Raw genomic sequence first — 24,708 nt, forward strand, 5'->3', positions numbered from 1 at the left:
CCGATCCATCCCCCCGATCTCTCCAGCGCGTTCATCAAAGTAAAGTTCATCAGGCGGTGAAAAAGCTGGTCGATGACGTGCGCCCCAAGACCGACGGCATCGAAAAGGCGCGAAAAAGCGAACCATCGTGAATTGAACGGGATAGTTCGGCTCGGAAGGATGGACATTGCCCGCGCCCGATGGGCTCCCGGCCGTTTGTGGCGGCACGTTGGTATAATTGCTGGCGTAGGATACATTTACCGCATTCGGATTGCCCGCGGTGATCAGGCTGTTGATGAAGGGCGCGGCGGGATTGCCGAAAATTTGTTGCGTGGAATGATAGGTCGAGGGCTGGGTGAAGTTGTGGTTTTCCAGCGCAATGACGAAAACATCGCCGATTTGTCCAGCCTGAGCGGCGGAAGCGGCGGCGACAAGCGCCAAAAATGAAAGCGAAGCGGATTTGAACATGAGCGAACCCTGATTAAGGACGGGACGCCGGAAGCTTGGCCGCTAACGATGACAAGAAATTGATGTTTTCTTAATATTTAAGTGAAGCCCCAATGGAACGGCGTCGGAAAATGAATTCGCCGAACAAATCGCGATGATGGTATTTATATATCTGTATTATTAAGGTCTTCTGGTTTTTGGAGCCGGATCGAATGCTTCAGCAGGACGACGGCGACGACCAGCAAGGTCGCGGCGAGCGCGAACCAGGTCAGGGCGTAGGACAGGTGGTTATTGGGGATTTTGAGCACCGTTGCGCCGCCTTTCGGCCAGCCGCCGGGGTTTGGCGCCGCGTCGGCGTCAATCGAAAAAGGCGCGACGCCGGCAAGGCCCCAATGCGCGGCCAAAGCGGTGGGATCGCGGGTGAACCAGAGATTCTTGTCGGGCTCGTCGGCGGGCGTGAACCAGTTGCGCGCCTCGGGTCGGCGCATCAGCCCGGTGAGGGTCGTCTCTCCGGCGATCTGGCCGGCTGTGCGGCGCTCGGGGTCCCGCAGTTCGGCGGGAACGAAGCCGCGATTGACGATGACTGCCGAGCCATCCGCCAGTCTGAGCGGGGTCAGGATTTCGTAGCCCGGCCCATCGCCCGCCGCGCCGGTGGCGGAGGCGCGGAACAGATAGGATTCTATGGCGTGATCGAAGGTTCCGGTCAGGCGGACGCGGCGGTAATCGTAATCATCGGGATCGAGCCGCTCCCAGTTCTCGCGATCGGGCGGCGCGGTTGCGGGCGCGTCGAGACGGGCGGCGATTTGCGCCAGCACCGCTTCCTTCCAGTGCAGTCGCTGCAATTGCCAGATCCCGAGGCCGCACAGCAAAGCGACGCCGAGCAGGGTCGAAAGCAACAGCGCCCAGTGGCGGCGCAAAGTCGCGCCAAAACTCATTTCTCCAGCCGGCCCTCTTCGGCCTTGTGGTGATATTGCAAAGCCACCATGAAACTTTTGAGCGGGCGTAGCAGGCCGAGGCAGACGATGACGGTGAGCGGCAGGAAAATCGCCAGATGGACCCAGAACGGCGGCTCATAGGCCAGTTCGACCCACAGCGCGAGGCCGAGCACGAGGAAGCCGGCCAGCAGGATGACGAAAACCGCGGGGCCGTCGGCGGAATCGGCGAACCCATAATCTAGCCCGCATCGGTCGCAGGCCGGGGCGAGGGTCAGGAAGCCGTCGAACAGCTTGCCGTCGCCGCATCGTGGACATTTGCCGAGCAAGGCGGCGCGGGTGGGGAAGGGCGGCGCGGTCATTGGGTGTGCCTTCCTCCTCTCCCCGCCCTGCGGGGAGAGGGAATCGAGATCGAAACCTCACTTCTCGGCCATCACCGCGCCCCAGGAGCCCCAGACATAGATCGCCGAGAACAGGAACAGCCAGACCACATCGACGAAATGCCAGTACCAGGCGGCGAATTCGAAGCCGAGATGCTGGGTCGGCGTGAACTGGCCGGCTTTGGCGCGGATCAGGCAGACGATCAGGAAAATCGTGCCGACGATGACGTGAAAACCGTGAAAACCCGTCGCCATGAAGAAGGTCGCGCCGAAGATCGAATCCTTGAAGGCGAAGGGCGCGTGATAATATTCATAGGCTTGGATGCTGGTGAACAGCAGGCCGAGCAGGATGGTCAGCGTCAGGCCTTTCTTCAGCCCCTCGCGGTCGTTTTCGAGCAGCGCGTGATGCGCCCAGGTGACGGTCGTGCCCGAGGTCAGCAGGATCAGGGTGTTGATCAGCGGAAAATGCCACGGATCGATCGCCTCAATGCCCTTGGGCGGCCAATGGCCGCCGGTGAAGGCGACGCGCGCATATTGCTTGGCCTCGCCGGTAAACAGGCTGGCGTCGAAAAACGCCCAGAACCAGGCGACAAAGAACATTACTTCCGAGGCGATGAACAGGATCATTCCATAGCGCAGGCTGATCTGGACCACCGGCGTATGGTCGCCGGTTTCGCCCTCATGGATCACATCGGTCCACCAGAAGCCGAAAATGGCGAGCAGCGCGATGAAGCCGAAGCCGAAGATCAGGCCGCCGAGCTTCAAGCCGCCGATATCGATATGCTTCATCCAGAAAATCGCGCCGATGGCGGTGATGAGCGCGAACAGCGAGCCGAGGAACGGCCAGGGACTGGGCGCCACCAGATGGTAATCGTGATTGGGCTTGGCGTGACCGTCGGCCATGTTCATTCTCCCCTTACGCCCGATCTGGCGGGCGTATGATCAAAATTTCGCGTTCAGCTCTTGCCCGGCGGGCCGGGCGAAATCTCCGCCGCGCCGGAGTCTGCCGCCTTTGGCGGCGCAAAAAAAGTGTAGGACAGCGTGATGGCCTCGATCGACGCCATGGATTCGTCCTGTTCGAGCTTCGGATCGAGGAAGAACACCACCGGCCATTCCGCCGACTCGTGCGGTCCGAGTTTTTGTTGCGTGAAGCAGAAACAGGAAATCTTGTCGAACCAGGCGCCGGCCTGATCGGGCGTGACGTTGAACCGCGCCAGCCCGGAACTGGCGTGGCTTGAGAGATTTTCCGCCTTGAAGAACACCGTCACGGTCTCGCCGGGGCGCACCCGCACCTCGGCGGTTTCCGGAGTAAAGCGCCAGTCGAGGCCGGGCGCGACATTGGCGTCGAAACGCACCGAAATCAGGCGCAGGCCCCGCGTTGGCGGCGCGCTTTCGGCGGTCCGGGTCGCGCCGCCATAACCGGTGGCGGCGCAAAACAGCCGGTAGAGTGGAACCGAGGCAAAGGAGGCGGCGAGCATGACCAGCGCGAGCGCGCCAAGCGCGGCGGCGGTTTTCCGCGGCGCGCTGGATGGGTTGTTTGGACCGGGCTCGCGCTTCATGAGGGTCAGTCCGGCCGGATGAAGACGTTGGGGCCGAGCTTGACGATGGTCATGGCGTAGAAAATGGCGATCAGCGCCGCCAGCGTCACGGCGATGGCGATGTTGCGCTGGCGGCGGCGCTTCTCCTGCTCGGGCGTCAGCGGCTTGACGATAAATTCGGTCGGCATCACCAGACGACTCCGGTCCAGATCGCCACAATCCGCTCGAGCACCAGCACGGCGAACAGCGCGAAAAGATAGAGGATCGAAAAGCTGAAATTGCGCAGGGCGATCTTCTTCGCCCGATCGCCGTCCCGGACCCGGAACACCATGAAGCTGCCGAAAATCATGCCGGCGCCGCCAAGGGCCGCGACCGCGCCATAGGCCGATCCGGCGAAGCCGAGCATCCAGGGCAGCAGACCGACCGGCGCCAGCGCCAGCGCATAAAGCAGGATCTGCGTGCGGGTGGCGTTCGGGCCCCAGACGTTGGGCGCCATGGGTACGCCGGCGCGGCCGTAATCGCGCGACTTGACGAGGGCCAGCGACCAGAAATGCGGCGGCGTCCAGACGAAGATGATGGCGAACAGCACGAGGCTCGACAGGCTCAAGGAACCCGTCGCCGCCGCATAGCCGACCATTGGCGGCAGCGCGCCGGCCGCGCCGCCGACCACGATGTTCTGTGGCGTCGCGCGCTTGAGCCAGATTGTATAGACGACGAGATAGTAGAAAATGGTCAGGGCGAGAAGGCCGGCGGCCAGCCAGTTGGCGCAAAGGCCCAAAGTCAGCACCGAGAAAAACGACAGCACCAGTCCGAAGGCGAGCGCCTCGCCGCCGGCGAGCCGCCCGGAGGGGACCGGACGGCCGGCGGTGCGCGCCATCAGCCGGTCGATGTCGGCGTCATACCACATGTTGAGGGCGCCGCAGGCCCCGGCGCCGACCGCGATCGCCAGCAGCGAAATCAGCCCGAGCACAGGATGGACCGGTTGGGGCGCCATCAACAGCCCGGCCAGCGCGGTGAAGACCGCCAGCGACATCACGCGCGGCTTGAGCAGGGCCAGATAATCGGAGGGGCTGGCGCCGGAGGAGGCGAGGCCGACATCGCTTTCGGTAACGAGACTCATTTAACTTTCGCTCCGTTGGCGAAGGACGCGAAGTGGCCTTTTGCCGCTTGCGAAAACTTAATGGGCCGCGTCTTCGGCGATGCGCGGCAGGTCGCTGAACTGATGGAAGGGCGGCGGCGAAGACAGTGTCCACTCCAGAGTCGTCGCGCCGACGCCCCAGGGATTGTCGCCGGCCGGGACCTTGCGTTTGAAGGCGTCGTAGACGCAATAGAAGAAGATCAGCATCGAGCCGCCGGAAATAAAGGAGCCGATTGAGGAGACCTCGTTCCACAGGTGGTAGGCGTCGGGATAGTCGATATAGCGGCGCGGCATTCCGGCGAGGCCAAGGAAATGCTGGGGAAAGAAGGTCAGGTTGATGCCGATGAACAGCACCCAGAAATGCCATTTCGACAGCGACTCGTTATACATGTAGCCGGACATTTTCGGGAACCAGTAGTAAAAGCCCGCGAAAATGGCGAACACCGCGCCGAGCGACATCGTGTAGTGGAAATGCGCGACGACATAATAGGTCTCGTGCAGCGCGCGATCGACGCCGGCGTTGGACAGGACCACGCCGGTGACGCCGCCGACGGTGAACAGGAAGATGAAGCCGATGGCCCAGATCATCGGCGGGCGCAGGCTGATCGAGCCGCCCCACATGGTGGCGATCCAGGAAAAGATCTTGATGCCGGTCGGCACCGCGATGACCATGGTGGCGAAGACGAAATAGCGCTGGGTGTTGAGCGACAGGCCCACCGTATACATGTGATGCGCCCAGACGATGAAGCCGACGAAGCCGATCGCCACCATGGCGTAGGCCATGCCGAGATAGCCGAAGATCGGCTTGCGCGAAAAGGTCGAGATGATGTGCGAGATGATGCCGAAGCCCGGCAGGATCAGAATATAGACTTCCGGGTGACCGAAAAACCAGAACAGGTGCTGGAACAGAATCGGGTCGCCGCCGCCGGCCGGATCGAAGAAAGTGGTGCCGAAATTGCGGTCGGTGAGCAGCATGGTGATGGCGCCGGCGAGAACGGGCAGCGACAGCACCAGAAGGAAGGCGGTGACCAGCACCGACCAGGCGAACAGCGGCATTTTATGCAGGGTCATGCCCGGCGCGCGCATGTTGAAAATGGTGGTGATGAAATTGATCGCGCCGAGAATCGACGAGGCGCCGGCGAGATGCAGCGACAGGATGATGAAGTCCATCGCCGGGCCTGGCGCGCCGGCGTTGGAGGAAAACGGCGGGTAGATCACCCAGCCGCCGCCAAAACCCTTCATGCCGGGCGAACCCTCGAAGAACAGCGACAGGAACAGCAGCGTGAACGACGCGGGCAACAGCCAGAACGACACATTGTTCATGCGCGGAAAGGCCATGTCCGGCGCCCCGATCATGATCGGCACGAACCAGTTGCCGAAACCGCCGATCAGCGCCGGCATGACCATGAAGAAGATCATGATGACGCCATGGGCGGTGATGAAGACATTGTAGAGATTCTTGCCCGCGTCGACCGCCATGGACGGATCGGCGCCCTGCAGAAGGTGCGCGAGCGCCGGGAAAATCTGGATGCCGGGGTTCAACAGTTCGGCGCGAATGGCCATCGACATGGCCCCGCCGATGACGCCGGCGATCACCGCGAAAATCAGATAAAGTGTGCCGATATCCTTGTGATTGGTCGAATAGACGTAACGCCGCCAGCCGGTCGGATGGTCGGGCGCGGCGTGGGCGTGCAGGTTCAGGCCGTCGTGCAGGGAGTCGAATTGGGCCGACATGGTGGATTACCTCGAATTCGGTTCTCGGACGGCGCGCGCGCGGGCGCCGGCCCATTCAATGTGGGCGCGTTCAGTTGCCGCTCTGCAAGGCTTCGGCCACTTGCCCCGGCGCGGGCATGGAGTTGGGGACCTGGGCGAATTTCTTCTGCGCCTGCGCCAGCCAGAGGGCATAGGCCTGTTCGCTGACCACCCGGACGGCGATGGGCATGAAGGCGTGGTCCTTGCCGCAGATTTTGGAGCATTGGCCGTAATAGACGCCTTCGCGCTCGGCGCGGAACCAGGCGGTGTTCAGGCGTCCGGGGACCGCGTCGATGCGCACGCCGAAAGCCGGAACGGTGAAGGAATGGATGACGTCGGAAGCGGTCATCTGGATCAATACATTCTTGCCGACCGGCACGACGGCCTCGTTGTCCACCGACAACAGCCAGATGTCGCCTTTCGACGGGTCGATCTGGTCTTCGGGCTTGAGGAAGGAATCGAAGCCGAAACCGCCGCCCTGGTCCTTGGGATAGGCATAGGACCAGTACCATTGATTTCCGGTGACCTTGATCGTCACGTCGGGTTGCGGAATCACCAGCTGATGGGTCAAAAGGCGGAAGGAGGGGATGGCGATCACCACCAGAATCATCACCGGAATGATGGTCCAGGCCACTTCGAGCAAAGCGTGGTGGGTGGTGCGCGATGGCGTCGGATTGGTCTTTTCGTTGAAACGCAGCACCACATAGACCAGCAGCGCCAGCACGAACAGGCTGATGATGGTGATGATCGGCATCAGGATGTCATTGTGCAGGAACTGGATTTCCTCGGCGATCGGCGAATTGGGCGTCTGCATCCCGAGTTGGCCGGGGGCTGGAAACCCGTCGCCGGGCGCCTGCACAATGACTTTTTGGGCGTTTTGGGCTTGTTGCGCCAGCGCCGCAAAGGGCGAGCAGGTCGCCAGACTGAAAAGGCCGAACCCGGCGGCGAGGGAGTAGCGCCTGAGCGCGGACATCGCCGAATGAGCGCCGGAAACCGGACTTTTATTGCGCATTGCCATTTCCGTTCCGCTGGCGCGCGCCGCTGTGGCCGCGTGATCCCGCCGCCCGACGGCGGACTTTAAGACTTTCAGCCTTCCTCGACCCAACCACAAACTTTGATCTGGATCAATATGCCTTGCGGAGGAAGGCAGGGCGCCGAAGTCAGGTTGACAACGCCGTCACGCCCTTGTGCGCTGCCTGCATCCGCGCCAAGCGGCGGCGATGCCGGGCCTCGTCGCGCAAAACCGACCTGACTTTCGAGCCCTGCGGCAAAAGGTCGCGCCTGTCGTTGCGGGGCGCACGCCAATTCTCTCTCAAATCTCCCGAATCCATTCGCGGCGCTTGACAGGCGCGGCTCTTTTGATAGGCGTGTGGCCTCGGTCGCAGGAGCCTGAATCGCCAAGGGTCTGGCCGGTGCGGAAAATCGGAGGAATTATGGCGTTCGATCGCAACGGTCGCGGATCGGTCTTGAGATCTGTTTACGCGGCTCTGTTGGCGCCGGGTCCTTTTCCCGGTCCCTTTTTGCGTCCGATTTTCGGTCTCGCTTTCGGCATGGCTTTGGCCTTGGCCGCCTCGGCGGCCGACGCCCAGGGCGTGGTCAAGGGCAAATATGGCGATTGGGAAATGCGCTGCGAAACGCCGCCCGGCGCCGCGAAGGACCAATGCGCCTTGATGCAGAGCGTCGCCGCCGATGACAAGCCCAACGTCAATCTGGTGGTGATCGTGCTCAAGACCGCCGACGGCAAGAGCCGTCTGCTGCGCGTCATCGCGCCGCTCGGCGTCCTGCTCCCGTCGGGCCTCGGCCTCAAGGTCGATCAGGCCGATATCGGCCGCGCCGGTTTCGTCCGCTGCCTTCCCTCCGGTTGCGTCGCCGAAGTGGTGATGGAAGACAAATTGCTCGACCAGTTGCGCGCCGGCGCCAGCGCCACTTTCATCATTTTCCAGACCCCTGAAGAGGGAATCGGCATTCCGCTGGCGCTCAAAGGTTTCAAGGAAGGTTTCGACAAGCTGCCGTGACTGGAGCCGGCGCGGCCGAAATGGGGCTCGACCGGAAACCTGGGCTCGATAGAAACCCGGCTTGACTTGCGTGCGGCGCTCCTCAATGGTGGCCGCGTCAGATCAAGACCCTCCGCGGAAGAGTCCGCCGTAAATCGCCAGCAGGCGAAACCGGCGGCGCCGAAGGCGCAACCGCCCCGGAAACGCTCAGGCCCAAGGACCGCGAAGGGGTGACGCTCTGGAAAGCGGCGCCATGACAGGCGCCCACCGACGGGGGTAACCCGGTCGCCCGTTCAGGCGCGCCCGGGGAAATCTTTCAGGTCTCGAGACAGAGGGGGCGACTCGCTCCGCCGGTTTCGCCGGCGGCGACTCGCTCTGTGCCGGAGACCGCATGACCCATCCAGAAAATGAAAAGCCCGCGCGCACGCCGCTTTATGCCCGCCATCTCGCCCTTGGCGGCCGCATGACGCCTTTCGCTGGCTATGAACTGCCGGTCAATTACGTCGGCGGCATCCTTGGCGAGCATCTTTTCACGCGAGACAGCGCCGGCCTGTTCGACGTGTCCCACATGGGCCAGGCGATTCTCAAAGGGCCGGACGCGGCGCGGAAATTCGAGCGCCTCGTTCCCGGCGATATTCTGGGGCTTGCGCAGGGCCGAATCCGCTACACCCAGTTCACCAACGCGGAAGGAGGCATTCTGGACGACCTGATGGTGACCAGGCTCGCGCCGGACGCGCTGGGAGAACGCCTGTTTCTGGTGGTCAACGCCGCCTGCAAGGCGCAGGATTTTGACCGTCTGCGGGAAAGCCTGCCCGACCTCGCTCTCGAAATCCTCGACCAGCGCGCCCTTCTGGCCCTTCAGGGGCCGCTCGCCGCGCGGGCGCTGGAGCGTCTCGTTCCCGGCGTCGCGGCAATGGATTTCATGTCGGGAGAAAATTTCGCCTGGAACGGCGCCGACCTGTTCATCACCCGCTCGGGCTATACCGGCGAGGACGGCTATGAAATCTCGGTCCCGGCGGAACAGGCCGACGTGCTCGCGGGCGCCCTGCTGGCCGACGAAACGGTGCGCGCCATCGGCCTCGGCGCCCGTGATTCGCTTCGGCTCGAAGCCGGGCTCTGTCTCTATGGCCATGACATCGATCCGACTACGAGCCCGGTCGAGGCGGCGCTGGCCTGGTCGATTTCGCGCCGCCGCCGCGAGGAGGGCGGATTCCCGGGTGACGCGCGCATCAAGCGCGAGTTGGCGGAGGGCGTGACGCGCCGGCGCGTCGGCCTCGCGCTCGACGGCAAGGCCCCGGCGCGCGAAGGCGCGGAGATCGCCAATGCGCGCGGCGAGATCGTCGGCATCGTCACCTCGGGCGGCTTTTCGCCTTCGCTCGGCCGCCCGATCGCCATGGGCTATGTCCCGCCGACTTTTTCCGCGCCGGGAACGGCGCTGGCGCTGATGGTGCGCGGCCGGCCGCTGGCGGCCCATGTCGTCGCCCTGCCCTTCGTTCCCAACCGCTTTCACCGCGCCCCGAAAAACCTTTGAGTCCCCAAAACTTCAGATCCTGGAGGCCCCGATGTCCAAAACCTATTACAGCAAGGATCACGAATATATCCGCGTCGATGGCGACATCGGCGCGGTCGGCATTACCGATTTCGCGCAAGGCCAGCTCGGCGACGTGGTCTTCGTCGAATTGCCGCAGATCGGCGCCCGTCCGAAAAAGGGCGAACATGCGGCGGTGGTCGAAAGCGTCAAGGCGGCGAGCGAGGTTTATGCGCCGGTCGGCGGCGAAGTGGTCGAGGTCAATGGCGAGCTGGAGGATAATCCGGCGCTGGTCAATGAAGAGGCTCTGGGCAAGGGCTGGTTCTTCAAGATCCGAATCGCCGACGCCGCCGAGTTCGACGACCTGCTCGACGAGGAGGGCTACAAGGCGCTGATCGCCTCGCAGGCGTGAGGAGGTTCGGCGGGCCACCCTTCTTTCTCCCCGCCTTACCCCTTCATGGTGGGAGCGCGCCGTTTTGGCGCGCGGCTCGAACCAGGGGCCAACGCGTAATCCTGAAGCGCACGAAGCGCCATAGTCGCTGCCAACGATCCCCTCGCCCTCCAGACAGCCGCCCATAGACCGTCGTGAGACGGGCGTCTTTCGACGCCCTATGGGTCGCCTTCCTGAGGGCGCGGGGCATCAGGGTGGCGGGGCCGTTCAAGGCGAGGGGGTTACTGGCGCGACGTCGCCGCGCCTGGCGAGCAGGTCGCGGATTTCTTCGAGCAGCACGACCTCGCGCGGCGGTGGCGGCGGCTCGGCGGGCTTGGCGGCGACCAGCCTGTTGACGGCGCGGATCAGCAGAAACAGGGCGGCGGCGACAATCAGGAAATTGAGGGCGGCGGTCAAAAACGAGCCGAAGCCGAACACCGCGCCGAGTTTTTTGGCGTCGGCATAGGCCGGATGGCCGTCGATATGGCTGAGCGGGAGGTAGTAATTGGAGAAGTCGAGCCCGCCGAAGACGGCGCCGATCACCGGCATGATCAGGTCGCTGACGATGGAATCGACGATCTTGCCGAAGGCGGCGCCGACGATCGCGCCGACGGCGAGTTCGAGCACATTACCGCGCATGGCGATTTTTTTAAAAAACTTCTAACATGTGGCGCCTTCCCCCCGGGGCGGAGCGCCAAAACAGGGCGGTCGGCGAAAATTAATCTGTGGGCGAACGTCGGGTCAATCGCCTGAACCGTCCATCGTTCCCGTGGGAGAAAGGCGCAATCGACGCGGGACGCGCGCGTTATAAGGAGGCTTATGCTCGCGATCTGGATCAGCGTTTCGGCGACCTTGCTGTATTTCGGGTGTCTTCTGGCCCTCGCCTTCTATGGCGACCGCCACGCCGCGCGGTTCCAGCGCGGACCCGCGCGCAAGGTCGTTTATGCGCTCGGTCTTTGCGTCTATTGCACGTCCTGGACCTTTTTCGGCTCGGTTGGCCTCGCTTCGTCGAACGGCCTGGATTTCCTGCCGATCTATATAGGCCCGATGCTGGTGTTCGGCTTCGGCTGGCCGCTGGTGGCGCGGGTGGCGCGGCTCGCCCATGCCCAGAATTCCACTTCCATCGCCGATTTCCTTGCCTCGCGCTACGGCAAGTCGGAGTCGGTCGCCTCGGTGACGGCGCTGATCTGCGTGATCGGCGTCGTGCCCTATATCGCCTTGCAGCTCAAGGCCATCGCCGCGACCCTGAGCAATGGCTTCGGCCTTGTCGACCCCCTGGCCTCGGTCTCGGCCCAGGGGCCGGAGCGGCTGGCGTTCGGCGTCGCGATCCTGCTCGCCGGTTTCGCCATGGCCTTCGGCACACGCCGCGTCGACGCCGGCGAACACCAGAACGGGCTGATGCTGACCATCGCCGCCGAATCGATGATCAAGCTGTTCGCCTTTCTCGTCGTCGGCGTCTTTGTTGTCTGGTGGATGTTCGACGGTCTGGGCGATATTTTCCACCGCGCCGTGTCCATCCCGCGCATTCGCGCGGTTTTCGCGGCGCCGCCGGATTTTTCCGTCTGGTTCACGCTCACCCTGTTGTCCAGCGGCGCCATTCTGTTTCTGCCGCGCCAGTTCCATGTCGCGGTGGTGGAGAACCGCGACGAGGCCGACATTCGCGCGGCGGCGCTGACCTTTCCGCTTTATCTGGCGGCGACGGTGTTCTTCGTCGCGCCGCTGGCCATCGCCGGCCTGGTGATGTTTCCGCAGGCCATCGACCGCGACATCAGCGTCATGGCCTTGCCGATCCACGCCGGAAACGGCGTGGTGACGCTGATCGCCATGCTCGGCGGCCTTTCCGCGGCGACCGCCATGGTGATCGTCGAATCCGTCGCCCTGTCGATCATGGTGTCGAACGATCTGGTCATTCCGCTGCTGCTGCGGCTCGGCCGCTGGCGCACCGGCGCGGCGTCGGGCGAGGCGGGCCTGCGCATCCTGATCGTGCGCCGGCTGGCGATTCTGGTCGTGCTGCTGCTGGCCTATGGCTATTACCGGCTGTCGGGGGACACCCTGCTCGCCTCGATCGGCATATTGTCCTTCTCCTGCGTCGCCCAGCTGGGGCCGGCCTTCGTCGGGGCGCTGGCCTGGCGGCGCGGCACGGCGCTCGGCGCCATAGCCGGCCTGTTGACGGGCGTGACCATCTGGGCCTTCACCATGCTCGCGCCGTCGATCGACGCCGGCATGATGCGCGCGATCGTCGCTGCGGCGCAAATTCCGCCGCGCCCCGAGCTGTCGCCGCCCGATTTTTACAATTTGCAGATGTCAACCCTGACCCATAGCGTGTTCTGGAGCCTGCTCGGCAACACGCTCGCCTATGTGGTGTTTTCGCTGGTGCGCCGCCCGACGCCGCTGGAGCGGCTGCAGGCCGATATTTTCGTCAACCGCAATGCGGCGCCGATGGCGCAGGCGTTCAGGCTGTGGCGCTCCGCCGTGCCGGCCTCGGAAGTCGAGGCCGCCGTCGCCCGTTATCTCGGGGCCCAGCGCACGCGCGAGGCCTTCGAGACCTTTTTCGCCGGCCGGGGATTGAGTTACGACCCGCGCGCCGAAGCCGATATTCATCTGTTGCGCATCGCCGAGCATCTGCTCGCCTCGGCGATCGGCGCGGCCTCGTCGCGGCTGGTTCTGTCGCTGTTGTTGCGCCGTCGCAATGTCTCGAGCGCGGCGGCGCTGCGCCTCGTCGACGATGCTTCCGCCGCCCTGCTCTATAACCGCGATATGCTGCAACATGCGCTGGATTTCGCGCGCCAGGGCATTTCGGTGTTCGACGCCGACTTGCGGCTGACCTGCTGGAACCGCGAATTCCGCGACATGTTCGAACTGCCGTCGAGTTTCACCCGCGTCGGGGTGGCGATCGACGATATTTTGCGCTTCAACGCCAGGCGCGGCCTTTACGGACTCGGTCCCTCCGACGAATTGGTGGCGGGCCGGCTGGAGCGGCTGACCCATGCCGAGCCGTTCCGCGTTCCGCTGCCCTCTTCCGGCAAGGTGATCGAGACGCGCTCGGCGCGGATGCCCGACGGCGGCCTCGTCGTCACCTATACCGACGTCACGGAACAATTTGCCGCCGAACAGGCGCTGGAGGCGGCCAACGAGACGCTGGAGCGCCGGGTGCGCGAACGCACCGAGCAATTGACCCGGCTCAACCTCGAACTCGGCCGCGCCAAGGGCGAGGCCGAGGAAGCCAATATTTCCAAGACGCGCTTTCTGGCGGCGGCGGGCCACGACATCTTGCAGCCGCTCAACGCGGCGCGGCTCTACACCGCCTCGCTGCTGCAAAGGACCGAGGCCGGCGCCGGGAATGCCGAGACCGGGTCGCTGGCGCGAAATGTCGATTCCGCGCTCGAAGCGGTCGAGGATATTTTTACCGCCCTGCTGGAAATGTCGCAACTCGACGCCGGGGCGATGAAAGTGGAGTTTTCGAGTTTCCGCATCGACGAATTGTTCCGCCAGCTCCAGATCGAGTTCACGCCGCTCGCCGAGAAGAAGGGGCTCAAGCTGACCTTCGCGCCCTCGTCGCTGGCGGTGCGCTCGGACCGGCGGCTGTTGCGGCGGCTGTTGCAGAATCTGATCTCCAACGCCCTAAAATATACCCCGCGGGGCCGCGTGCTGGTCGGCCTGCGGCGAACCGCGCGCGGCAAGGCGCGGCTCGAAGTCTGGGACACTGGCATCGGCATTCCCGCCGACAAGCAGAAAGCGGTGTTCCGCGAATTCGAGCGGCTCGATTCCGGCGCCGGCGCCGCCCCCGGCCTCGGTCTCGGCCTGTCCATCGTCGAGCGCATGGCGCGGGTGCTCGGCCATGCCATCTCGCTGCGCTCGACGCCCGGCAAGGGCTCGGTTTTCACCGTCGCCGCGCCGATCGCCGCGCCGACGCCGGAAACGCCGCGTCGCAACGCCTCGCCGGCTCCGGCGCCGCGACTCTCCCCGCTGGTCGGGATGGTGGTGGTGGCGATCGACAACGATCCGCGTATTGTCGAGGGCATGAAATCGCTGCTCACGGCCTGGGGCTGCGTGCCGATCGTCGCGCAGGGGCAGCGCGAGGCGCTGACCGAACTGGCGCGCGAAAAATGCGTTCCGGACGCCGTGCTCGCCGATTATCATCTCGACGAAGGCGACGGCGTCGATGCGATCGTCGCCCTGCGCTGGAAATTCGGACCGCAATTGCCGGCGGCGCTGATCACCGCCGACCGCTCCGACGACATGCGGCTGCGGGCCTATGAAAAGGACGTGATGGTGATCAACAAGCCGGTGAAGCCGGCCATCCTGCGGGCGATGCTCGCGCAATGGCGCGCCTCGGCGCCAGTGGGCTCCTGAAGCAGGTTTTGGCGAGAACCGTGTTCCCCTTTTCGGCAATCCTGCTCTGGCGACCGTGCAAAAATTCCACCGATTTTCTTGCGCAATGTGCGAAGACGTGGACGCTGGTTTTTCACAAAAAACATTGCGAAAACAAAGCAATCTAGCGTCTATTGCGATTCGAGCGAATCGCAATAGACGCCAGAGCAGACGGCGGCGGTCCAACGGCGCGTTCAGACCGCTCCCGTTGCGTTAGCGTGTTGCGCCACCAAGCTGATTGACCGTTCATTCAAAAAAATAAACGAAATCATGGAATTAGTATTGATCGAAGATACTCCAGCTAATCCTGAAGCGGCGCCGTAATCGACACAACCCGTCTTCCCAAGGCTCCGTAATTTCCGCAAATACTTATTGCCAAGTTTGCATGACGCTGCGTGAATATGTAGCATTTTCCTTCTAGCGTGAGGTTACTGCCTAAGCGCTTGAAATACTTAAATTTCTCGCTCAAGGGGGGCGAAATGAAAAAGTTTCTGATTGGCTGCGCTTCATTTATTGCGATCGCGGCCGGGTCTTCGATCGGCGCGAACGCTGCGAACGTGACCGTTACCGATGTCGGATTCACGGGCGCCTCGGTGACGGTGTCCGGATCGATCAATGGTAATCCCATCAACAAGAGCGAGAATTCGGGGCTGATTACCCTGACCACCTCGGGTGGCCCCATTATCCCGGTGTTCTGCATCGACCTGTTCCACAATATCGGAATCGGCAGTCAAAACCCGGCGCTTCCCTATACTTTCGGGACGATCGTCGCGGACTCGTCCATCAATCCGGCCGGCTTGGGCGGCAATCCGCTCGTTGCGCCGATCCCGGGACAGATCCAGACCTTGGCCAATATAGGCTATTACGATTACGTGCATAACCTGGGGTCGAACGACATCTACGCCGCCTTGCAGGGCGCGATCTGGACAATCGAGTATAATACGAACGGCAATAATCTGACGGTCGTTGGCAGCCCGACAATCAACACCCTGATCGCCACCTACCAGGCTTACGCCGTGGCGCATCCCGCGCCTTACAGCGTCAGCCTGTTCCCGGGCGCGGATGGCCAGGCCTTCGGTTCCGGCCAGGCCTTCTCGCCTGGTGTGCCCGAACCGGCCACCTGGGCGATGATGTTGCTTGGCTTTGCCGGTCTCGGATTTGCCGGCTATCGCCGCAACCAGGGCGATCGGGTCAAGCTCTCCGCCTGACCATTGTTAATTCCAATATTCAAAAGGCCGCCGTAAGGCGGCCTTTTTTGTGCTCGTTTGTTCCGGCAAGATGCGACGGCGCTTGTCAAAACGCCGTCCAGACCCGTTCTGGCCCGTCCGTCCTTTGGCGGCGCAAACCGGCGCCAGACGCTTTCTGGCAGACGGGGACGGCCCGAAAACCGTCCCTCAATCGTCCCGGAAGGCCTCGACCCTGGCGTGGAAGTCGCAGACGCGCGGCGCGATTTCCTTGCGGAAGCGCGAGCCGTTGAACACGCCATAATGGCCGACGTCGCTTTGCACATAATGCAGGCGCAGTTCCTGCGGAATATTGATACAGAGTTCCTGCGCCGCCTCGGTCTGGCCGAGCCCGGTAATATCGTCCTTCTCGCCTTCCACCGTCATCAGTCCGACCCGGCGGATCGCGGTCGGGTCGACGGGGTGGCCGCGATGCTTCATTTCGCCCTTCGGCAGCGCATGATGGACGAAAACCGTATCGACGGTTTGCAGATAGAATTCGGCGGTCAAATCCATTACCGCCAGATATTCGTCATAGAAGTCGCGGTGCTTTTCCGCCGAATCGCCGTCGTTCTCGACGAGATGGTTGAACATTTCGAGATGGGCGTTGACATGGCGGTCCAGATTCATCGCCATGAATCCGGAAAGCTGGAGAAAGCCCGGATAGACTTGGCGTCCCATGCCGGGAAAGGGGAAGGGCGCGGTATGGATGCAATTCTTGCGGAACCAGTTCGGCCCGCGCTTTTCCGCCAGCTTGTTGACCGCCGTCGGGCTGCGGCGGGTGTCGATCGGGCCGCCCTTCAGGGTCATCGAGGCGGGCACATGCGGGCTGTTCTCGGCCTCCATCCGCGCGACCGCCGCCAGAACCGGGACCGAAGGCTGGCAGACCGCGAGCAGATGGAACGGTTGGCCGCCCGCCTCGCTCAGATGCTCGCACATGGCTTTGACATAGTCGATGAAATCGTCGAGATCGAACGGACCGAAGCTCATCGGCACCTGGCGGGCGTCGATCCAGTCGGTGATGTATACGTCATGGGTCTGGACGAAGGCCTCCACCGTCCCGCGCAGCAGCGTCGCGTAATGGCCCGACATCGGCGCGACGATGAGCAGGCGCGGCTGGCCGACCGCTTCAGGCGGCAGGAAATGGCGCTTGAAATGCAGCATATGGCAGAAGGGCCGCTGCCAGACCACTTCCTCTTCGATCTCGATTCCCTGTCCTTCGACGAAAGCGGTTTCGATGCCGAAGGCCGGCTTGCCGTAGCGGCGCGTCAAACGTTCGAACAATTCGGCGGAAGCCGCGAGATTGCGGCCGACCGCCGTGTAGGTCAGCGGATTGACCGGATTCTTGAAGGTCAGCCGGGTGACATCCGAAAGGGCTCGCGACGGCGCCATCGCCAATTGAGCCAACTCAAAGAAATGATAGGCGTAACGGTTCATTATGGGAGCCTCATACCGACGGACGTCCGGACTCGATTCGTCTTCGCGCGAAATTTTTCCGCCCATCCCCCGGACAAGGTCCCAAGGAGCAGGCAAAACAATGCTAATGGAGAAAAATCCGTCGTGCAATTGAGCCTTTCGACGCGGTGCAGCAAATGGCCTAACCTTGACCTTGACTGGCGCTCGGCGAAAGGCTTCGTCGAATAGTCAGGCTTGCGTTTTATCGCCGCCAGCCTGCAAAAACGAAAAATGCGCGTATTTTCTAGGCGCCGCGCGCGGCGCCCGCTATCATGGTCTTGTCGAGGAGTGCGCCATGTCGCAGATCAAGGTAGCCATTGTTCCGGTGACGCCTTTCCAACAGAATTGCACGATCCTGATGTGTACGGCGACCAACAGGGCCGCCGTGGTCGATCCGGGCGGCGATGTGCCGCTGATCCGTCGCGCCATCGACCAGATCGGCGCGAAAGTCGAAAAGATTTTTCTCACCCACGGCCATGCCGACCATGCCGGCGGCGCGGCGGAACTGCGCGAGATTTTCGGCGCGCCGATCGAGGGGCCGCATGTCGGCGACAAATTCCTGCTCGATGGCCTGGAAGCGGCCTCGTCGATGTTCGGTTTCGCCTGCCGCAACGTTGCGCCGGACCGCTGGCTCGTCGAGGGCGATGCGGTGACCTTCGGCGAGGCGAGGCTCGACGTGCGCTTTTGTCCCGGCCACACCCCCGGCAGCGTGGTTTTGATCAACGAACCGATGCAATTCTGTCTGGTGGGCGACGTGCTGTTCGAGGGCTCGATCGGCCGCACCGACCTGCCGGGCGGCGATCATGCGGCGCTGCTCCGCTCGATCGAGAACAAGCTGATGACTCTAAACGACAACATGACTTTCATCAGCGGCCATGGCCCGCTGAGCACCATCGGCGCCGAGCGGGCGCATAATCCGTTTCTCCAGCGACAGGCCTGATCGCGCGGCCCGCGCGGTCCAGAGAAAGTGTGTTACAATCATGGCTCTTTGCAACTTACTGGTCCACCTGACCGGCGACGAGAAATCCGACATCCGGCTGCGGTTCGCGGTCGATCTGGCGCGCAGCCGGGGCGCGCAACTGACCGGACTATTCGCCCGTATCGCGGCGCCGCATGCGGTGGGGCTGGTGAACGAATGGCCGAGCGCCGACTATAGCGCCGCCGCCGCCGCGAACGCCTTGGCTTTCGCCGCCGCGACGCAGGGAATCAAAGCCGAATGGCGGGATCTCAATCGCGGCGACGAGGCGGAATTCCTCCCGCAATTCGTCGATTTCAGCCGCCATTTCGACCTGATCGTGCTGGGCCAGCCGCGCGGCGACGACCCGCTGACGCCGGTCGCTCTCGCCGAGGAAGCCATCGTCCAGTCGGGTCGGCCGGTTCTGGTCCTGCCTTTCGCCGGGCAATTCGACCGGGTGGGAACGAGGCCGATTTTCGGCTGGTCGGATTCGCGCTCGTCGGCGCGCGGCTTTTACGACGGCATGACCCTTGCCCTGGACGGGGCCGAGGCCCTCGTCGTCGGCCTGTCGACCCCCGGCGATGATCAGGCTATCGCCTATCAGAAGGAGTCCCTGCGTCTCGCCGCCGCCCACCTCGCCTCCCACGGCATCGCGGCGCGGCCCGAGCAATTGGCGCTGAGCGAAATCGGCCTGATGGACGCTCTGCTCAACCTCGCCGCCGACCACGGCGCCGACCTCCTGTCGATGGGCGGCTTCGGCGGCTGGCGCTATCCGCTGTTCGCGCGCGGCAGCGGCTCGCGCTACATGCTCAAGCACATGACCCTGCCGGTCCTGTTCTCGCATTAATTGTATTTTTCCAGCCGCGACAAGCGTCGGCGGACGCGTTTCCCGCGTCAGCCGAAAGGACTTCTCTCGGAGTTCGTCTTCCGACGGGCCTGCGGCCGCGTTCGCTCCCGGGCGTTCCTGCGCGACGGCAAGACGACCCGGCGCAAGCGGGGCCTTGTTCAAATGGCGCTGAAAGGTCACTCGCAGACGCGGATGCGGCGGCGGCCAATGTAATCGCCATTTTCGTCGAACACCGCCCGGCGCTCCAACCAGCAGGCGGGGCCGGGTTCGGGACCGTAATAGGGGCCCTGGGCGGCGGAGGCCGCCGCCGCGCCGAGCGCCAGGCCGCCGAGCACGCCAGCCGCTGCGGCGGCGCCAGGGTTCCAGCCGCCGCCGCCGGCGCCATGGCCCCAACCGCCGGGACCAGGGCCGGGGCCGGGGCCGCGACCGGGGCCAGGCCCGGGACCGCGTCCCTGCTGCCAGCCGCCGCCATATTGCGCCTGGGCCGGTTCGGCGAAAGACAGGCCGAGGGTCAGCGCCACCAGCGCGCCCGCACAGCCGTTTTTCCAGAAAACCTTCATCTCTCTCTCCTGCGAAACCTTGCGTCCCGGCTTGAAACCAGCTTGATGCGCAGCATGATGCGATCCGCCTGAACAATGTCTGAACGCATGACGCCGCATATTGGTCCTTTCAAGACCGAATCGGTTCTTTTCAAGCAAAGCCCGGTCCGCCCATGACGCTCGAACAATCCTCCGGCGATCTCGCCGCCGACCGCCGCTTTCAATGGGGACTTGGCGCCGCCGGGCAGGGCGACTTCGAAGCCGCGCGCGATCTTTTCGCGCAGACTCTCGAACGCGTTCCGATGTGGGCGCCCGGCTGGTTCGCCATGGCGCAGGCGCTCGAATCGCTGGGTCGCCGCGCGGAGGCGGCGGGCGCCTATGAACAGGCGTTGGCGCTCGATGAGGACGACGCCCAAGGCGCCGCTTTGTGCCTCGCCCACCTTGGCGCCCGCGCGGCCCCGCCAGTTGCGCCGCGCGCCTTCGTCAAAATCCTGTTCGATCAATATGCGCAGAATTTCGATCGGCATCTCGTCGGCGCGCTCGGCTATCGCGGCCCGGAAATCCTGTGCCAGGCGGTCGAGCGCGCGGCGCCGGGCAAAATTTTCGCCCATGCGCTCGATCTGGGCTGCGGCGCCGGCCTGTTCGGCGCGGCGTTTCGCGACCGGGCGCGCGTCTTGACAGGCGTGGACCTGTCGCCGGCGATGATTTTTGAGGCCCGCGAAAAAAATCTCTACGATCGGCTGGCGGCGGCTGAAATCGTCGAATTTCTGCAAGCCGAGCCGGGCTCAAGCGCCGATTTCGCCGCCGCCGCCGATGTCTTCGTCTATTTCGGCGATCTCGCCCCGGTTTTCGCCGCCGCCGCGCGCGTGCTCGCGCCGGGCGGGCTTCTCGCCTTCACCGTCCAGAATGGCAAGCGCGAGGGTTTTTCCATTGGCCCCGACCGGCGTTTTTGGCATGGACGCGGCTACGTCGCCGCCTGCGCGCAAGCGAACGGGTTCGAGGTCGTGGAAATTTCCGCCGCCTCGACGCGCAAGGATGGCGGCGTCGATGTCCCCGGCTGGGTCGCGGTTCTAAGTCGAGTCTAGACCGGAACGAATCGCGGCTTTATTATCGTTCTCCTCGATCGCGTCGCGATCAAGGAGAGTCCCTCGCATCAGCTCGGCGGCGCGTTCGCGTCTAACCAAATCCCGCAGGTTTTCACCTGCGGGATTTGGTATATGGTGGCCGGGCAAAAATTTCCTGGAATAGGGATGAAGACATGAAGAAAGTTTTTCCGGACGCCAGTTCCGCGCTCTCAGGGCTGGTGAAGGACGGGATGGTGCTGATGGCCGGCGGTTTCGGCCTTTGCGGCATTCCTGAAGCCCTGATCGAGGCGGTGAAGGAATCGGGCGCGAAAAACCTCACCGTCATCGCCAATAACGCCGGCATCGATGGGGTCGGCCTCGGCGTGTTGCTGGAGACGCGGCAGGTCAAGAAGATGATCTCGTCCTATGTCGGCGAGAACAAGCTGTTCGCCCAGCAATTTCTCGGCGGAGAGCTGGAAATCGAATTCAATCCGCAGGGCACGCTGGCCGAGCGCATTCGCGCCGGCGGCGCCGGCATTCCCGCCTTCTTCACCAAGACCGGCTATGGCACGATCATCGCCGAAGGCAAGGAAATCCGGGTTTTCAACGACGAACATTATGTCATGGAGACAGGCCTCGTCGCCGATATATCGATCATCCACGCCTGGAAGGGCGACACCGAAGGCAATCTGGTGTTCCGCAAGACCGCGCGCAATTTCAATCCGATGATGGCGACGGCGGGAAAGATCACCGTCGCCGAGGTCGAGCATCTGTTCAGGGCCGGCGAGTTGAACCCGGACGAGATCCACACGCCCGGCATCTTCGTCAAGCGCATCGTGCATGTGCCGAACCCGACCAAACATATCGAGCAGCGCACCACGCGCAAGCACACCAGCCCGGCCGCCGCCGCCGGAGGAGACATCTGATGGCCTGGACACGCGAACAAATGGCCGCCCGCGCGGCGCAGGAGCTGCGCGACGGTTTTTACGTCAATCTCGGCATCGGCATTCCGACGCTGGTTTCCAATTTCATCCCCGCCGGGGTGAGCGTGCAATTGCAGAGCGAGAACGGCATGCTGGGCATGGGTCCCTTCCCCTATGATGGCGAGGAGGACGCCGACCTGATCAACGCCGGCAAGCAGACCATCACCGAACTGCCGACGACGAGCTATTTCTCCTCCGCCGACAGTTTTGCGATGATCCGCGGCGGCCATATCGACCTGTCGATTCTCGGGGCGATGCAGGTGGCGGAAAACGGCGATCTCGCCAACTGGATGATTCCCGGCAAGATGGTCAAGGGCATGGGCGGCGCGATGGACCTCGTCGCCGGGGTGAAGAAGGTCGTGGTGGTGATGGAGCATGTCGCCAAGGACGGGCCGAAATTCCTGCAGAAATGCAACCTGCCCTTGACCGGTTCGCATGTGGTGGACCTGCTGATCACCGATCTTGGCGTCTTTTCGATCGACAAGCACGGCAAGGGCGGCGCGAAACTGATCGAACTGGCCGATGGGGTCACGGTCGACCAGATCAAGGCCAATACCGAGGCGAAGTTCGCGGTGGCCCTCTGACGCATTACGGCGGGGTTTTCGCCCCGCCGCATTCCTGGAGCCGCTCTTGCGGCGATGATTTCTTGGATTTCTTGAGGATTTTCAGGCAAGACCGCTCCAGCATCGGCGTTGCAAGAGATGATCACGCGGCTCGCGATTTCCGGCTATCGTTCGCTGCGCAACGTCCTTCTGGAACTGTCCCAACTCAATGTCGTTTGCGGCGGCAATGGCGTCGGCAAATCCAGCCTCTACCGCTCGATCCGCCTGCTGGCCGACTGCGCGCAGGGGCGCGCCGTCCGCTCGCTCGCCCTCGAAGGCGGCCTGCAATCGACGTTATGGGCCGGACCGGAAGTTTTCTCGCGCGGCATGAAGCAGGGGAGCATCCCGGTTCAAGGCGTCGTGCGCAAAACTCCGGTCAGCCTGCGGCTCGGCTTCTCCTCCGATCTGTGGGGCTACGCCATCGATCTCGGCCTGCCCACGCCCGATGGGCGCTCCATGTTCAACGCCGATCCGCAGATCAAGGCGGAGGCCATGTGGACGGGCGAAAAGCTGACCCGCGCCAGCCAGTTCGCCCATCGGCGCGGTCCGTCGGTGCGTTTGCGCGATCCCGCCGGCGCCTGGCGGCAGGCCTATACGCAACTGGCGGGTTTCGACAGCATGATGACCCATTGCGCCGACCCTTCCGACGCGCTCGACCTATTGCTTCTGCGCGAACACATGCGCGCGTGGCGGTTCTACGACCATTTTCGCACCGACGCCGAGGCGCCCGCGCGCCGCCCCCAGGTGGGCACGCATACGCCCATCCTCGCCTCCGACGGCGCCGATCTGGCGGCGGCGATTCAGACCATATGCGAAGTCGGGCGCGGCGATTGGCTCGCCGAGGCGGTGGAGGACGCCTTTCCCGGCTCGAAGCTCGGCGTTGAAACCGAACGCGGCCTGTTCGCCTTGACCATGTTCCAGCGCGGCCTGTTGCGGCCTTTGCAGGCGGCGGAGCTTTCGGACGGAACCTTGCGCTATCTCCTGCTGGTCGCCGCGCTGCTGACGCCGCGCCCGCCGCAATTGATGGTGTTGAACGAACCCGAAACCAGCCTCCATCCCGATCTGCTGCCCTCGCTCGCCCGCCTGATCGCGCAAGCCGCGCGAGAGACCCAGTTCATCGTCGTCACCCATTCGCCGGCATTGACGCGGGCTTTGCTGTCCGGCGCGGCGGCGCGAGAGATTCGGCTGGAAAAGGAACTTGGCGAAACCATCGTCAGGGATCAAGACGCCGCGCCGTGGCATTGGCCGGAGCGATAAGGAGGCTGCAATGCTGTTTCCGCTCTATGTTTTCGACGCCTACGGCACTTTGTTCGACGTGCATTCCGCCGTCGCGCGCCACCGGGATTTTTTAGGGCCTTCGGCGGAGCGCCTGTCGCAACTCTGGCGCGCCAAACAGCTCGAATATAGCTGGACGCGTTCGCTGATGGGGGCCTATCGCGATTTCGACGCCTTGACCCGCGACGCGCTCGATTTCGCCGCCGCGAGTCTTGGCGGCATCCCTGCCGGGGCTCGGGAAAAACTGCTTGGCGCCTATGAAACGCTCGACGCCTATGCCGACGCCGCGCCGGTTCTCGCGGCGCTGCGGGCGAAGGGCGCAAAATGCGCGATTCTGTCGAACGGAACGCCGAGAGCGCTGGAACGCGCCGTCCGCTCGGCGGGGCTGGCGGATTTTCTCGACGATTCGCTTTCGGTCGATGCGCTGAAAATTTTCAAGACCGCGCCTGCGGTCTATGAAATGGCTTGCGCGCGGTATGGCTTGCCGCCCGAAAAAATTTCCTTTCAGTCGTCCAACCGCTGGGATGTCGCCGGCGCGACCAAATTCGGCTTTCGGACCTGCTGGATCAACCGGACCGGCGCTCCCGACGAATATGCCGATCTGCCGCCAGCGCGGGTCGCCGCGAGCCTGTCGGCATTGGTCGAGGAATAAAAAGAGGCCGCCGGAGTTACCCAGCGGCCCAAGTCTAGGGAGGAAACGCCCAAGGAGGGCATGCGGAACGGGCAAAACCCGTTCCACAAGTCAATGTTTATGCTGCGACGCACAAAACGTCAAGCGCTTTGCTGCAATGCACCATAAAATTTTAGGCGCGCCTTAGAGTGTTTGAATAAGTAGCTTATAAATCAAAAAGCTACAAGGAGGCGGCCCGCGACCGGCCCGCGCCCGGATGGGCGTCCTCTCGCCGCGCTTGTCGCCATGCGGCGGACGATGGACGCCTATTGCTGGGAAATCACCCGATATTCCTCGTCATTATAGCCGCGCTGGATCATGATCGCATGTTCGGCGCCTTTGCTGTCGCGCCATTTCGCCTTGCACAATTGTGGGCCGCATAAAACTTCGGGAAAGCGGTAGAGCGGCTTGCCGGAATTGATCATTTTGAGGCCATAATTGACATCCGGCTTCCAGCCCTGCGCCAGCAGGGATTCGCGCAATTCGCGATAGCTCTGCCCGGCGGCCTGTTGTGCGGCGCAGGCGAAGGCGACGAGCGCCAGTGAAAGACCGCAGGCCAGAGCCGCCCCAGTTTGCCGATTCGTCTTCATGCTGTCTCCCGATGCA

At 63.4% G+C, this 24,708-nt stretch carries 25 protein-coding genes and 2 riboswitches; of the genes, 12 read left to right on the forward strand and 13 right to left on the reverse strand.

Features of this window, described 5'->3' with window-relative positions; all coding sequences use genetic code 11:
- The 9 genes from QZY01_RS00450 to coxB form a co-directional block, all read right to left on the reverse strand.
- Positions 1 to 447, reverse strand: a 447-nt coding sequence (locus QZY01_RS00450) for a hypothetical protein (RefSeq protein ID WP_294532021.1), incomplete at its 3' end; no start/stop codon positions are given.
- Positions 448 to 590: 143 nt separating this feature from the next.
- On the reverse strand, positions 591 to 1,361 hold the full coding sequence (locus QZY01_RS00455) for an SURF1 family protein (RefSeq protein WP_294532024.1): 771 nt from the start codon (positions 1,359 to 1,361) through the stop codon (positions 591 to 593).
- Positions 1,358 to 1,720 (reverse strand): DUF983 domain-containing protein, encoded by a 363-nt coding sequence (locus tag QZY01_RS00460; RefSeq protein ID WP_294532026.1) that lies wholly within the window; start codon positions 1,718 to 1,720, stop codon positions 1,358 to 1,360. The genes QZY01_RS00455 and QZY01_RS00460 overlap by 4 nt, the downstream gene beginning before the upstream one ends.
- 57 nt (positions 1,721 to 1,777) lie before the next feature.
- Positions 1,778 to 2,641: a cytochrome c oxidase subunit 3 gene (locus tag QZY01_RS00465; protein ID WP_294532028.1), complete on the reverse strand. Its 864-nt coding sequence runs from the start codon at positions 2,639 to 2,641 to the stop codon at positions 1,778 to 1,780.
- A gap of 53 nt (positions 2,642 to 2,694) precedes the next feature.
- Positions 2,695 to 3,297, reverse strand: coding sequence for a cytochrome c oxidase assembly protein (locus tag QZY01_RS00470; protein WP_294532031.1), 603 nt, complete (start codon positions 3,295 to 3,297; stop codon positions 2,695 to 2,697).
- A gap of 5 nt (positions 3,298 to 3,302) precedes the next feature.
- Positions 3,303 to 3,464 carry a hypothetical protein gene (locus QZY01_RS00475; protein ID WP_294532034.1) on the reverse strand — a complete coding sequence of 54 codons (162 nt, stop codon included), beginning with the start codon at positions 3,462 to 3,464 and terminating at the stop codon, positions 3,303 to 3,305.
- On the reverse strand, positions 3,464 to 4,396 hold the full coding sequence (locus QZY01_RS00480) for a heme o synthase (protein ID WP_294532036.1): 933 nt from the start codon (positions 4,394 to 4,396) through the stop codon (positions 3,464 to 3,466). The genes QZY01_RS00475 and QZY01_RS00480 overlap by 1 nt, the downstream gene beginning before the upstream one ends.
- Before the next feature lie 57 nt (positions 4,397 to 4,453).
- The gene (gene ctaD, locus QZY01_RS00485; RefSeq protein ID WP_294532039.1) at positions 4,454 to 6,148 is read right to left on the reverse strand and encodes a cytochrome c oxidase subunit I; all 1,695 of its coding nucleotides are present in this window, start codon (positions 6,146 to 6,148) and stop codon (positions 4,454 to 4,456) included.
- A gap of 70 nt (positions 6,149 to 6,218) precedes the next feature.
- Positions 6,219 to 7,178: a cytochrome c oxidase subunit II gene (gene coxB, locus QZY01_RS00490; RefSeq protein WP_294532042.1), complete on the reverse strand. Its 960-nt coding sequence runs from the start codon at positions 7,176 to 7,178 to the stop codon at positions 6,219 to 6,221.
- Positions 7,179 to 7,716: 538 nt separating this feature from the next.
- On the opposite strand from coxB, the gene QZY01_RS00495 reads away from it, so the two are divergent.
- The 3 genes from QZY01_RS00495 (at position 7,717) to gcvH (ending at position 10,100) form a co-directional block, all read left to right on the forward strand.
- Entirely contained in the window at positions 7,717 to 8,181 is a 465-nt protein-coding gene (locus tag QZY01_RS00495) for an invasion associated locus B family protein (protein WP_294532136.1), read from the forward strand.
- A gap of 105 nt (positions 8,182 to 8,286) precedes the next feature.
- Positions 8,287 to 8,393: riboswitch (glycine riboswitch) on the forward strand.
- 3 nt (positions 8,394 to 8,396) lie between these two features.
- Positions 8,397 to 8,494, forward strand: a riboswitch (glycine riboswitch).
- 57 nt (positions 8,495 to 8,551) lie between these two features.
- Entirely contained in the window at positions 8,552 to 9,691 is a 1,140-nt protein-coding gene (gene gcvT, locus QZY01_RS00500) for a glycine cleavage system aminomethyltransferase GcvT (RefSeq protein ID WP_294532044.1), read from the forward strand.
- 31 nt (positions 9,692 to 9,722) lie between these two features.
- The gene (gene gcvH / locus QZY01_RS00505; protein WP_294532047.1) at positions 9,723 to 10,100 is read left to right on the forward strand and encodes a glycine cleavage system protein GcvH; all 378 of its coding nucleotides are present in this window, start codon (positions 9,723 to 9,725) and stop codon (positions 10,098 to 10,100) included.
- Between the two features lie 246 nt (positions 10,101 to 10,346).
- On the opposite strand, the gene mscL is transcribed toward gcvH, so the two are convergent.
- Positions 10,347 to 10,763, reverse strand: a complete 417-nt coding sequence (gene mscL, locus QZY01_RS00510; protein ID WP_294532147.1) for a large conductance mechanosensitive channel protein MscL — start codon at positions 10,761 to 10,763, stop codon at positions 10,347 to 10,349.
- 174 nt (positions 10,764 to 10,937) lie between these two features.
- Between mscL and QZY01_RS00515 the strand changes: the two genes are divergently transcribed.
- Both QZY01_RS00515 and QZY01_RS00520 read left to right on the forward strand, forming a co-directional pair.
- The gene (locus QZY01_RS00515; protein ID WP_294532050.1) at positions 10,938 to 14,471 is read left to right on the forward strand and encodes a PAS domain-containing hybrid sensor histidine kinase/response regulator; all 3,534 of its coding nucleotides are present in this window, start codon (positions 10,938 to 10,940) and stop codon (positions 14,469 to 14,471) included.
- A 497-nt stretch (positions 14,472 to 14,968) separates the two neighbouring features.
- Complete coding sequence (locus QZY01_RS00520; protein WP_294532053.1) at positions 14,969 to 15,697, forward strand: PEPxxWA-CTERM sorting domain-containing protein; 729 nt, start codon at positions 14,969 to 14,971, stop codon at positions 15,695 to 15,697.
- 186 nt (positions 15,698 to 15,883) lie between these two features.
- Here QZY01_RS00520 and phaZ read toward each other — a convergent pair whose 3' ends face one another.
- The gene (gene phaZ, locus QZY01_RS00525; RefSeq protein ID WP_294532056.1) at positions 15,884 to 17,149 is read right to left on the reverse strand and encodes a polyhydroxyalkanoate depolymerase; all 1,266 of its coding nucleotides are present in this window, start codon (positions 17,147 to 17,149) and stop codon (positions 15,884 to 15,886) included.
- Between the two features lie 313 nt (positions 17,150 to 17,462).
- Between phaZ and QZY01_RS00530 the strand changes: the two genes are divergently transcribed.
- Positions 17,463 to 18,107, forward strand: a complete 645-nt coding sequence (locus QZY01_RS00530; RefSeq protein ID WP_294532059.1) for an MBL fold metallo-hydrolase — start codon at positions 17,463 to 17,465, stop codon at positions 18,105 to 18,107.
- A gap of 40 nt (positions 18,108 to 18,147) precedes the next feature.
- Positions 18,148 to 18,969, forward strand: a complete 822-nt coding sequence (locus tag QZY01_RS00535; protein ID WP_294532062.1) for a universal stress protein — start codon at positions 18,148 to 18,150, stop codon at positions 18,967 to 18,969.
- A 176-nt stretch (positions 18,970 to 19,145) separates the two neighbouring features.
- Here the strand turns inward: QZY01_RS00535 and QZY01_RS00540 are convergent, their stop codons facing one another.
- Positions 19,146 to 19,529: a hypothetical protein gene (locus QZY01_RS00540; protein ID WP_294532064.1), complete on the reverse strand. Its 384-nt coding sequence runs from the start codon at positions 19,527 to 19,529 to the stop codon at positions 19,146 to 19,148.
- 152 nt (positions 19,530 to 19,681) lie between these two features.
- Between QZY01_RS00540 and QZY01_RS00545 the strand changes: the two genes are divergently transcribed.
- The 5 genes from QZY01_RS00545 (at position 19,682) to QZY01_RS00565 (ending at position 24,084) form a co-directional block, all read left to right on the forward strand.
- Entirely contained in the window at positions 19,682 to 20,593 is a 912-nt protein-coding gene (locus QZY01_RS00545; RefSeq protein ID WP_294532067.1) for a methyltransferase domain-containing protein, read from the forward strand.
- A gap of 173 nt (positions 20,594 to 20,766) precedes the next feature.
- Positions 20,767 to 21,498 (forward strand): CoA transferase subunit A, encoded by a 732-nt coding sequence (locus QZY01_RS00550; protein WP_294532070.1) that lies wholly within the window; start codon positions 20,767 to 20,769, stop codon positions 21,496 to 21,498.
- A complete protein-coding gene (locus QZY01_RS00555; protein WP_294532073.1) occupies positions 21,498 to 22,139 on the forward strand; it encodes a 3-oxoacid CoA-transferase subunit B in 642 nt (213 codons plus the stop codon). Before QZY01_RS00550 ends, QZY01_RS00555 begins: the two co-directional genes overlap by 1 nt.
- A 117-nt stretch (positions 22,140 to 22,256) precedes the next feature.
- Positions 22,257 to 23,414 (forward strand): AAA family ATPase, encoded by a 1,158-nt coding sequence (locus tag QZY01_RS00560; protein WP_294532076.1) that lies wholly within the window; start codon positions 22,257 to 22,259, stop codon positions 23,412 to 23,414.
- Between the two features lie 10 nt (positions 23,415 to 23,424).
- Positions 23,425 to 24,084, forward strand: a complete 660-nt coding sequence (locus tag QZY01_RS00565) for a haloacid dehalogenase type II (protein ID WP_294532079.1) — start codon at positions 23,425 to 23,427, stop codon at positions 24,082 to 24,084.
- A gap of 284 nt (positions 24,085 to 24,368) precedes the next feature.
- On the opposite strand, the gene QZY01_RS00570 is transcribed toward QZY01_RS00565, so the two are convergent.
- Positions 24,369 to 24,692 carry a hypothetical protein gene (locus QZY01_RS00570; protein ID WP_294532082.1) on the reverse strand — a complete coding sequence of 108 codons (324 nt, stop codon included), beginning with the start codon at positions 24,690 to 24,692 and terminating at the stop codon, positions 24,369 to 24,371.
- Between the last annotated feature and the right edge of the window lie 16 nt (positions 24,693 to 24,708).

Origin of the sequence: uncultured Rhodoblastus sp. (assembly GCF_903903185.1) — a bacterium.
Lineage (GTDB): Bacteria > Pseudomonadota > Alphaproteobacteria > Rhizobiales > Beijerinckiaceae > Rhodoblastus.